Annotated in this window: 9 protein-coding genes; 2 read left to right on the top strand and 7 right to left on the bottom strand. The window is 72.3% G+C overall.

Annotated features, from left to right (window positions below):
- Both AOK24_RS37375 and AOK24_RS37370 read left to right on the top strand, forming a co-directional pair.
- A partial coding sequence (locus tag AOK24_RS37375) for a methyltransferase (RefSeq protein ID WP_159052124.1) occupies nucleotides 1–1,007 on the top strand: 1,007 nt, incomplete at its 5' end.
- Nucleotides 1,008–1,303: 296 nt separating this feature from the next.
- Entirely contained in the window at nucleotides 1,304–4,033 is a 2,730-nt protein-coding gene (locus AOK24_RS37370) for an AAA family ATPase (RefSeq protein WP_079057188.1), read from the top strand.
- On the opposite strand, the gene AOK24_RS37365 is transcribed toward AOK24_RS37370, so the two are convergent.
- From AOK24_RS37365 to AOK24_RS37335, 7 genes are all read right to left on the bottom strand, one after another.
- Entirely contained in the window at nucleotides 3,945–5,222 is a 1,278-nt protein-coding gene (locus AOK24_RS37365) for an MFS transporter (RefSeq protein WP_055724391.1), read from the bottom strand. The genes AOK24_RS37370 and AOK24_RS37365 overlap by 89 nt on opposite strands.
- A gap of 14 nt (nucleotides 5,223–5,236) precedes the next feature.
- Nucleotides 5,237–6,142, bottom strand: a complete 906-nt coding sequence (locus AOK24_RS37360; RefSeq protein WP_055724387.1) for an alpha/beta hydrolase — start codon at nucleotides 6,140–6,142, stop codon at nucleotides 5,237–5,239.
- Between the two features lie 34 nt (nucleotides 6,143–6,176).
- Nucleotides 6,177–6,962 (bottom strand): AfsR/SARP family transcriptional regulator, encoded by a 786-nt coding sequence (locus AOK24_RS37355; RefSeq protein ID WP_055724386.1) that lies wholly within the window; start codon nucleotides 6,960–6,962, stop codon nucleotides 6,177–6,179.
- Nucleotides 6,963–7,254: 292 nt separating this feature from the next.
- Nucleotides 7,255–8,199 (bottom strand): aromatase/cyclase, encoded by a 945-nt coding sequence (locus tag AOK24_RS37350; protein ID WP_055724385.1) that lies wholly within the window; start codon nucleotides 8,197–8,199, stop codon nucleotides 7,255–7,257.
- 111 nt (nucleotides 8,200–8,310) lie between these two features.
- A complete protein-coding gene (locus AOK24_RS37345) occupies nucleotides 8,311–9,096 on the bottom strand; it encodes an SDR family NAD(P)-dependent oxidoreductase (RefSeq protein WP_055724384.1) in 786 nt (261 codons plus the stop codon).
- An 18-nt stretch (nucleotides 9,097–9,114) separates the two neighbouring features.
- Nucleotides 9,115–9,384: an acyl carrier protein gene (locus AOK24_RS37340; RefSeq protein ID WP_055724383.1), complete on the bottom strand. Its 270-nt coding sequence runs from the start codon at nucleotides 9,382–9,384 to the stop codon at nucleotides 9,115–9,117.
- A 30-nt stretch (nucleotides 9,385–9,414) separates the two neighbouring features.
- Nucleotides 9,415–10,150: SDR family NAD(P)-dependent oxidoreductase (locus AOK24_RS37335; RefSeq protein ID WP_063799586.1), on the bottom strand; the 736-nt coding region annotated here is incomplete at its 5' end.

Genomic DNA, 10,150 nt, shown 5'->3' with positions numbered 1-10,150 from the left:
GCTCCGCCGCCCGCGCCGCGGACAGGGCCTCGCCCGCCAGCAGGTCGGGCAGCCGCAGCGTCACCGCGGCGCGGGCGGCGGAGCGGGTGGGGGCCGACGCGGACGCGCTGCACCGGCTGCTGAGGCTGCTGTCCCGGCACGGGGTGCTCGCGGAGACGCCCGACGGCAGGTTCCTCGGCACCGCGCTCTCCGAGGCGCTCCGGGAGGGCCACGCGTCGGGGCTGGTGTCGTCCCTGGACCTCGGCAGCGCGCAGGCGCGGATCGACGAGGTCTCCCGGGGCATCCTGCACTCGGTGCGCACCGGCGAACCGGTCTACGAGCGCCTTTTCGGGCTCCCGATGTGGGAGGACTTCGCCGCCGAGCCGGCGCTGTCGGAGTCCTTCCAGGAGTGGATGAGCAGCAAGACGAGGCTGCTGGCGCCCTCGCTCGTCGAGGGCTACGACTGGAGCGGCGTCCGGCAGGTGATGGACGTCGGCGGCGGCCGGGGCACCCTGCTGGCCGCACTCCTGGAGAGCGTGCCCGCGCTGCGCGGGACCCTGCTGGAGCTGCCCGGTACGGCAGAGGAAGCGGTGCGTGAACTCGCGGACAGCGGCGCGGCGGACCGGATCTCCGTGGTGGGCGGCAGCTTCTTCGACGCCCTGCCGACGGGCGCCGACACGGTCGTCCTGCACAACGTTCTGGTCAACTGGGACGACGAGGCGGCGACCCGCATCCTGCGGCGGTGCGCGGAGGCGGTCGGGCCGGGGGGTCGGGTCCTCGTCCTGGAAGGACTGCCCGCCGACGAGACAGGCGAGACAGGCGAGATCGGTGCCCGGGACGGCGGCGTCCTCGACGACCAGCGCCTCCTCGCCCAGATCAACCTGCTCATGCTGATGCTCTTCGGCGGCAAGGAGCGTTCCCTGGCGGAGTACGGCGGGCTCGCCCGGACGGCGGGACTCGCCGTCACCTCCGCCTCGCCCACCGCGTCCGGCGTCTGGGTGGTCGAGTGCCGCCCCACAGCCGCCTGACCACAGCCGTCTGACCACAGCCGTCTGACCACAGCCCTCTGCCCGCCCGCCGTACGCACCCCGCCGCTCCGGCTCTCCCGCAGACGGCCCGGGTACGGCCGTACGGCACCCCGGGACCCGAAGACCTCAGGGAACTCGGGGCCTCGGGGACCTCCAGGGAACGCAATGAAATCAAGGTTTCGGTGACTTCAGGCCCTGGGGAGGAACGATCTTGCAGCGGTCGGCAGCCTCGGGGGGCCGCGTGGCAGGGTGCGCCGTCGTCGTAGGAGGACCGTGAGTCGTAGGGAGCCCGTGAGATGCCGATACCCAGTCGGGAAGCCGCGTTGTCCGCCCTGCGGGAGGCCATGCGGACAGCGGTCGAGGAGGGCGGCGCGGTCGCCGTCGTCCACGGTCCGCCGGGAGTCGGGAAGACGTACCTCGTCGAACGGTTCGCGCGGGAGGCACGCGCCGAGGGAGCGGTCGTACGCCAGGCTACCGGGACCCTGACCGGCCTGGACGTGCCGCTCGGGCTGGTCGACCAGCTGTTCGGCGACGACGAGGCCGTGGGGGGCACCGGCACCGAGCCCGCGCACTCCTGCGATCCCGAGGCGACCCGGCCCTGCCCGTCCTGCCAGACCCTGGCCTCGCGGGTGCGGCCCCTGATCGAGCGGTTCCTGCGGTCCGCCCCCGGCACGCACCGCGTGGTCCTCGTCCTGGACGACCCGCACCTCGCCGACCCCGCCTCGCTGTGGGTGCTGCGCTCCCTGCTGGCCCGCGTGCGCACCCTGCCCGTCCTCGTCGTCGTGGCCGGCGGCCACCCCTCCCCGCTCCGGCAGTTCCGGGACTTCCAGTTCGCCGTCCTGAAGCACTCCTCGCTGCAAACGATCAACCTGGCGCCCTTCACGTTCACCGAAAGCGCCCAGTTCCTGCGGGAGTTGACCGGGATACGGCTCTCCTCGGCCCTGATGAAGGAGGCCATGGCGCTCACCGGGGGCAACGCACGCCTCCTGGTGGCCGTCGGACGGGACAGGAGGACGCTCCCGCACCTGGCCGACCCCGCGGAGTCGCCCGCGTCCGCCCAGTTCCAGTACCGCATGGCCATGGCCGTACGCCTGTTGACGGGAGCCGGGCACCGGGACGGGCTCGAACGGGTCGCGCGCGCTCTGGCCGTCGTGGACACCGGCGGATCGACGGCCCTGATCAGCGCTCTGAGCGGGATCGGCGTCGTCGGGACGGCGAGCGCCTTGCAGTGGCTGGAGGCCATGGGGCTGACGTGCGGGGGCGTGTTCAGGCATCCGGTGATCCGCGCGGCGATCCTGGAGGATCCCGATTTCACGGAGCGAGTGGAGTTCCACCGCTCGGCGGCGCGGCTGCTGCACCGGCAGGGCGTCTGCGCCCGCGAGGTGGCCCGCTGCCTGGTCGCCGCCGAGGTCGCGGCACAGCCGTGGGAGCGGTCGGTGCTGCGGGACGCCGCACGGCACGCCCAGGCCGAGAGCTGCTGGACCGAGGCGGTGCGCTGCCTGGACCTCGCGTACGACTTCGCGTCCGGCACGGGCGAGCAGGCCGAGGTGCTCATGGAACTCGCCTGCGCCACCTGGCGGGTGGACGTCTCCGCCGCCCTGAGCCACCTGCCCGACCTGGTCGCCCACGCCCGGCAGGGGCGGCTGTCGGGCCAGAGCGTCGCCGCGGTCTCCGCGATGCTCGCCTGGAGCGGCCACCGCGGCACGGCCGAGGAGATCCTCGGTCTCCTCGGCGAACCCGACCGCGAAGAACTCGACCGGATCTGCGGCCGGCCGGAACTCTCTGCCCCCGGCCGGCAGCCGCGCGCCGCCGCGGACCGCGACCCGTGGTCGGGCGACGCCTGCGACAGCGCCGCCGAGGACGCGCAGACGGGCATCCCGAGCAAGGAGATGATCCGCTCCTACTTCCTCGACGCCGACCAGGCGAACTGGGTCGTGGACGTCGCCCGCTTCACGACCCGGCTCCTGCACCGCGTCTGCCTCACCCTCCCGGACATCCCCTGCGACGGCCTCGCCGACGAGGGCCGCGGCACCATGAGCCCCTTCCGGCGGCTGATCCTGCACTGCCTCCAGGCGGTCAACGCGCTGAACGCCGGACGCCCTGCCGACGCCGAACGGGAGGCGCGCGGCGCGCTCGCCGACCCCGCCGACTGGGGCATCCACGTCGGCCTCCCGCTCAGCGTCCTGATCCTCGCCCAGGTCCAGCAGGGCAGGTGCGAGGAGGCCAAGGCGACGCTGCGCACGCCTGTGCCCGACACCCTCTTCGAGTCGGAGTTCGGCCGCCTCTACCTGCACTCGCGCGGCCTGTACCGGCTGGCGACCGGCACCCCCTCCTCGGCGCTCGGCGACTTCCTCAGGTGCGGTGAGATCGAACGCCGCCTCGGTGTCCCCGCCTCGCCCGTCTGCCCCTGGCAGGCGTGGGCCGCGATGGCGCACCTCCAGCTCGGCCGCACGGACGAAGCGGTGCGCGGCGCGGAGGCCGTGGTCGCCGGGCCCGCTCCCCTCTGGGGGAGGGCGACCGCGCTGCGGGTCCTCGCGCTGGCCCGGCCGACCGAGCTGAGGGCCGACCTCCTGCGGGACGTGGTCGGACTCCTGGAGGATTCCCCGTTCCGCGTCGACCTCGCGATGGGCCTGTACGAACTCGGCCGTACCCAGTACGCCCTCGGTAACACGAAGGTGGGACGCGTGCTGGTGCGCCGGGCCTGGAACATGGCCAGGTACTGCGGGTTCGAACTGCTGCTGCCGGGCGACCAGATGCCGGCGGGCTTCGGCGGGCCGGAACTCGCCGACGACCTGTGGGAGGAGCCCGAGGGGACCCTCAGCACCGACGTCCTCAGCTCCGCCGAGCGGCGGGTGGCCTGGCTCGCCGGCATCGGCCACAGCAACCGGGAGATGGCCGAGCACCTGTGCGTCACGGTCAGCACGGTCGAGCAGCACCTCACGAAGATCTACCGGAAGCTCGGTCTGAAGCAGCGCAACGATCTCCTGACGGCGTTCCCGGTTCTGCCGGACGGGACGATCTCCTGACGCCCTTGGTCCGGGCGCGCTCCAGGAGGGCCGCCGCCACTGCCGCGAGCAGGGCGACCGTGCCGCCGAGCCACAGGCTCATCCGTACTCCGTGTCCCGAGATCAGCCATCCGGTGAAGAGCGCTCCCACGGGTGTGGACCCCTGCATGATGAGGGTGTAGACGGCCAGGACGCGGCCCCGGTAGCCGGGGTCGGCGCCGAGTTGGACGCGGTGGTTGGCGGCCTGCCCGAAGTAGACGGACGCGCATCCGGTCGCGGCCAGCAAGGCCGTCGCGGCCAGGAAACCGGGGGAGAAGCCCGCGAGCGCCTCCAGCCCCCCGAGGGCCGCCGCCGACACGACGACCGTGCGGGCCGGGGGGCGTCCGGTTCTGCGGGTGGTGGCGAGCGCCGCGCACAGGGAGCCGGCCGAGAACGCGGCGGTGAGGAGGCCGAAGGCGCGGGCGTCCGTGTCGAAGACGTCCTTGGCCAGCAGGGGCAGGGTGAGCTGGAAGTTGAGGGCGAACACGCTCACCACGAGGACCAGCAGAAGGGGCACGGCCAGGTCCGGGCGCTCCCGGATGTGCCGCAGCCCGTCGCGGACCCCTCCGCGCTGCCGTGTCACGGGGGCCCGCATCTCGGCGGTGCGCATCAGGCGCAGACACAGGAGGACGGCGGCGTAGCTGGCGGTGTTGAACGCCATGACCGGTCCGACTCCGGCGAAGGAGATCGCCAGCCCGGCCAGCGCGGGGCCGGCGACGCGGGCGAGGTTGAAGTAGGCGGCGCTGAGCGCGGACGCGTTGGGCAGCAGATCGCCGCCGACCAGTTCTCCGACGAACGACATCCGCGTGGGCACTTCGAGGGAGTTGACGGTGCCGAGGAAGAACGCGAACGCGAAGACGTGCCACAGCCGTACCGCGCCGAGCGACACCAGCAGCGTCAGACCCAGCGCACCGGCGGCCGACGCGGTGTTGCACACCGTCAGCAGCAGGCGTTTGTCGTGGCGGTCGGCGAGGGTCCCGCCGTAGAGGGTGAGCAGCAGCATCGGGCCGAACTGGGCGGCCGTGACCAGTCCGAGGGCGAGCGCCGGGTTGTCGGTCAGGCCCAGGACCAGCCAGTCCTGGGCGGTGACCATCATCCAGGTGCCGGTCACCGACAGGATCTGCCCGGTCGCGAAGAGCCGGAAGTTCCTGACCTTCAGGGAGCGGAACATGCCCCGGCCCGAGGTCACGGCCGCCCGCCCGGGGCGGCCGTGCGTATCCGGGGGGCGTCCAGGCCGATGAGGCAGTTCTCCAGGAAGGCCAGGGCCCGCAGATGGTAGGCGCGGGCGGAGCGGCCCAGGCCGATGTTGTGCCCGGCGTGGGCCTGCCGGTCGACGGTGACCGGCGTACCGGCCGCGAACAGGGCCGTCAGATCGGCCAGCGCGGCCGGGTCGTGCCGCCACAGCGCCTCGTGCTCGGCGAACGTGAACCGCACCGGCACCCCCACCTTCGGCGCCGCCGCCCGCAGCAGCTGGGGCCAGTGCGCCAGCTCGTCCCGTTCCGCGCGGGGCATCGGCTCGGCCAGGTCCCGCATCGCGGTGAACGTGCCCGGCGGGTACAGCCGCAGCGGACCCCAGCTCCGGGAGGACCGGCCGCGCTCCAGCGCCCGCGCCACCTCGGCGGGGTCCAGCGCGTACGCGTACCCGCAGCCCGAGACGTCCACGCCGAGCAGGCCGGGCGGCGGCTGTTCGGCGGCGGTGACCAGCGCGACCTTGCCGCCGTAGGAGTGCCCCAGCAGGAAGAGGCCCGCGCCCGTCGGGTGGCGGGCGGCGAAGTCGGCCAGAGCCGCCCGGACCAGCGGGGCCTGCGCGCGCGGGCCGAGCCCCTCCGGCAGCAGGGCGGCGGAGGCACGGTAGCCGGGACGGTCCAGGGCCAGGACGCCGAACCCCAGGGCACGGGCCGCCGTCAGCAGCGACAGCGACGGGTCGGCCGGGGCCGTGAAATAGCCGGCGTTCATCCCGCCGCCGTGCAACGCCACGACGACCGCGCGCGGCGGCGTGCCGGCGGGCTCGCACAGCAGCGCGGACAACGCGACACCCGAGGCGTCGAGCGTGATCCGGCGGGCCGCGGGGGCCGGTTCCGGTAAGGGCATGGGGGTTCTCCTCGCACATCGGTACGTCACACCGTCATGGGCTGCGCCGGATCTGCTCGGAGACCACCTTCCGGGTCTCCTCCGAAGGGAACGGCTCGGACAGGGCGGGCAGGGACAGGAGGATCGCCTCCTGGAGCTCCCGCAACTGCGTCGAGGGCTCGATACCTACCTGGTCCATCAGAGCCGAGTAGAAACCCCGGTAGCTCTGGAGAGAGTCGGCGACCTGACCCGACCGGTACAGCGCCAGCATCCGCTGGTACTGGAGCTTCTCGTTGAGCGGGTGCAGCGCCGCCAGCGAGTTCAGGTCGGGCAGGAGCTGGAGGTCGCAGCCCTGGCCCAGACACGCGTCCACCCGCAGGACCTGCGCGGACAGCCGCGCCTCCTCCAGCTTCACCGCGTAGCTGTCCAGCAGGGAACCGCGGTGGACGTCGACCAGGGCGGAACCACGCCACAGGTCGAGGGCCTCGGTGAGTAAGGTCACGGCCTCGGCGTAGCGGCCGGCCTGCAACTTCCGGTGCCCGTTGGCGACAGCCGCGTCGAAGTCCTCGAAGTCCTTCGTGGTCGTCTCCGGTGTCCGGAGCACATAGCCACCGGGGTGGGTGACGATCGAACTGACCGGCTGATCGCGCTCGATGGCCTTCTGCTCCGCCTTCTTCAGGATCTTCCGGATCTGGAGGATGTAGGTCTGGAGCGTCGTGGAAAGGCTGCGCGGCGGTGTGCTGCCCCACATCTCGTCGGTGAAGTCGGAGACCGTCACCACGGCATTGGAGCGGATGGCGAGCAGGGCGATGATCTGCCGGAGTTTCGGCGCCGAGGGCACCACTGAATTCCCTCCCACGGCGAATTCGAGTGACCCGAGTATCTTCACTTCCACCATGGTCCACGCCCTTTTCAGGCGGCATCTGACAAAGCCGCCGTATCGGTCGAACTGAGGAAAGGATGTGACGACGACCTTAAGTGGGGTCCGGTGGGCGGCCAACCCCTACGGTGGTCACGGTGAACGAATCCCCGGTCATTGCGTGATTGCGCATCCGGGGCTGGATAGGGGGCGGGTAGGGGGTGCCCGATTCCGGGCGCCCCGCGACACGGGCGGTGTCGCGGGGCCACCTCGGTCAGGCTTTGCTCTCGGCGTATTCCTTCGCGAATCCGAGAGTGGCGAGGCTGTTCGCGCTCAGGGCGTTGCGGACGAACTCCCGCGCGTCCCCGATCCCCGCGCCCGCGCCCAGGACCTGACGGACGGTCCCCGGGTTCAGCACCACCGTGTGGCGCGAGGTCACGGCCAGCCCGCCGGACTCCTCGGCCAGGCTCCACCGGCCCGTGTGCACGGTCATCAGCGCCGGCACCCGGGTCTGCTTGTAGACGATCCGCGAGGTCGGGAAGCACACCCGCACCGATTCCGTCGTGTGCCGGGAGCCGTCCCTCGTCAGCGTGTCCATGGTCAGCAGCTGAAGCCCGGGCTCGGTCTCGCGCAGCTCCACCCGGTCGACGTGCGGCAGGCGCTCGCGCCAGCGGTCGGCCGCGTTCAGGAAGTCGTACACGTCCTTCGCCGAGCCGTCGACGTGCACGGTGTCGTCGAAGGTCAGCAGCAACTCGCCCGCGCCGCTCGCCCGTTCGGCGGCGTCGCGCAGGGCGGCCAGCTCCGAGCGGCTGTTGCGGTCGACCGCTTCGTCGATCCAGGCGAGGCCCTGCGGGGAGTCGTCGAGGGCGCGGTAGTCGTGCAGCAGACGGACCCGGCAGGCGTCGTCGGCCAGCGGTTCGATCACCCAGGCACCTCCCATCGACGCGACCGGAGGCGCGGACACCTCCTGGCGGAACGTGATCCGCAGGCCTCGCGGGTCCAGCTCCCGGCGCGAGGTCCAGCTCTTCACCTCGCCCCGGGCCGTCGCCCAGATCCGTATCCGCTCGCCGCGGTCCGTGTACTCCAGCCGCTCCACGTGGATCGTGGGCGGGAAGACCTGAGGCCAGCTCGTGACGGACTCGACCAGCCCGTACACCGTGGCCGCCGGAGCCCTCACCGTGATCTCGTGCTCGACCTCACGCGGTGCCGACGCGCTCATCCGGTTCTCTCCCTTCTGAGTGACATTCCTGTGCGGTGTTTGCGTACATGATTTCCGTATGCGATTTCCGTATACGATTTCCGTTCGGAATTTCTGAACGGCGCGGGTGTTTCAGAAATTGCCGAGACCACCGCAGACGTTGATGGCCTGGGCCGTGATCGAGGCGGCCGTGTCGGAGGTCAGGTACGTCACCAGGCCGGCCACCTCCTCGGGGGTCGAGTAGCGGCCCAGCGGGATCTTCGCCCGGAACTTCTCCAGGACCGTGCCCTCGGAGGTGTCCCACGCCTCGGCGTACCCCTGGCGCACCCGCTGCGCCATCGGCGTCTCGACGTACCCCGGGCACACGGCGTTGACGGTGATCCCGGTCGGCGCCAGCTCGTTGCCGAGCGCCTTCGTGAACCCGACGACGCCGTGCTTGGAGGCGGAGTAGGGGGCGCCCAGGACGACGCCCTGCTTGCCGGCGGTGGACGCGATGCTGACCACCCGGCCCCGCCGCCTCTCCCGCATCCCGCCGGTGGTCAGCGCCTCGCGGGTCATCCGGAACACGCTGGTCAGGTTGGTGTCCAGGACATCAGCCCACAGCTCGTCGGAGATTCCCGCGGTCACCCCGCCCCCGCTGCGCCCCGCGTTGTTCACGAGCGTGTCGACCGCGCCGTACCGCTCGACGGCGGCGGCCACGAAGGCCCGTACGTCGTCGCCGGACCGTACGTCGCACGGCCGCCCGTCCACGTCGTACCCCTCGTCGCGCAGGGTCTTGACCGTCGCGGCCACCGAGTCCTCGGTGCGGGCGCAGAAGTAGACGCGGTAGCCCTCGCGGGCCAGGCTCCGGGTCACCGCGAGGCCGATGCCGCTGGTCGCGCCGGTGACGAGGGCCGTGCGTGCGTCCCTGTCGGACATGGTGTGCTCCTCTCCCGCTCAGGCCAGATGGGCGACGGACAGATGGTTGTTGACGATGTCGACCAGCGCGCGCGGGGTACCGGCGTCGCCGAGGACCTCCTCGTCCAGGGAGACGCCGAACTCGCGCTCGATGCGGGTGCAGGTCTCCAGGACCGCCAGCGAGTCGTAGCCCAGCTCCTGGAAGCCGAGGTCGACGGTCGCCGCCTCCACACCGGGGCCCTCGGGCTCACCGGCTCCGTCGAGGAGGATGCGCTTCAGGTCGTCGATGCTGAACACCTTCTTGGTCATGCCGATCTCTCCTTGTCCGTCTTTGGATGGCTAGCTGCGGGCGGACGTCATCCCGCCGTCCACCACGAACTCCGCGCCGGTCACGTTGGGCACCAGGTCCGAGGCGAGCAGCAGCGCGAGCGCGGCGATCTCGCCCTGCTCCGTGACCCGCCCGGTGGGGATCCCGGCGAGCTTCGGGACCTTGTCGATCACCTCGGCCAGCGGGATGCCGAGGTCGCGCGCGAGCCGGTCCCCGGCGCCGCCCGGCGACGTCCACAGGCCGGTGTTGACGACGCCCGGCGCGATCGTGTTGACGCGCAGCCCGTGCCCGGCGTACAGCTTCGCCAGCGCGTGGGTGAAGTTGAGGGCCGCGCTCTTGGCGGCGCTGTAGGGCAGGTGCCCGGGGTCGGGGGTGCGGGCGGCGACGGACCCGATGTGGATGACGCTGCCGCGGCGCTCCAGGAGGCTCGGCAGCGCCGCCCGGGTGGTCCGCACCGTGCTGAGGAACGTGAGCTTGAGGGCGTCGTACCAGTACCGGTCGTCGATCGCCGGGAACGGCCGGTCCGGGATGAGGCCGCCGCCCACGTTGTCGACCAGCACGTCGATGCCGCCGAGCTGTTCGAGGGCGTGGTCGACGAGGAGCCCGGGGCCCTCCGGGGTCGACAGGTCGACCTCGAAGGCGAGGGCGCCGCTGCCGAGCGCTTCGGCGGTGACGGTCCGGGCCCCGCAGACGACGCGGGCCCCCTCGTCGGCCAGCGCCCGCGCGATGGCGAGGCCGATGCCCCGG

Origin of the sequence: Streptomyces niveiscabiei (assembly GCF_001419795.1) — a bacterium.
GTDB classification, from domain to species: Bacteria; Actinomycetota; Actinomycetes; order Streptomycetales; family Streptomycetaceae; genus Streptomyces; species Streptomyces niveiscabiei.
This window is presented reverse-complemented; position numbering and strand designations above follow the sequence as displayed.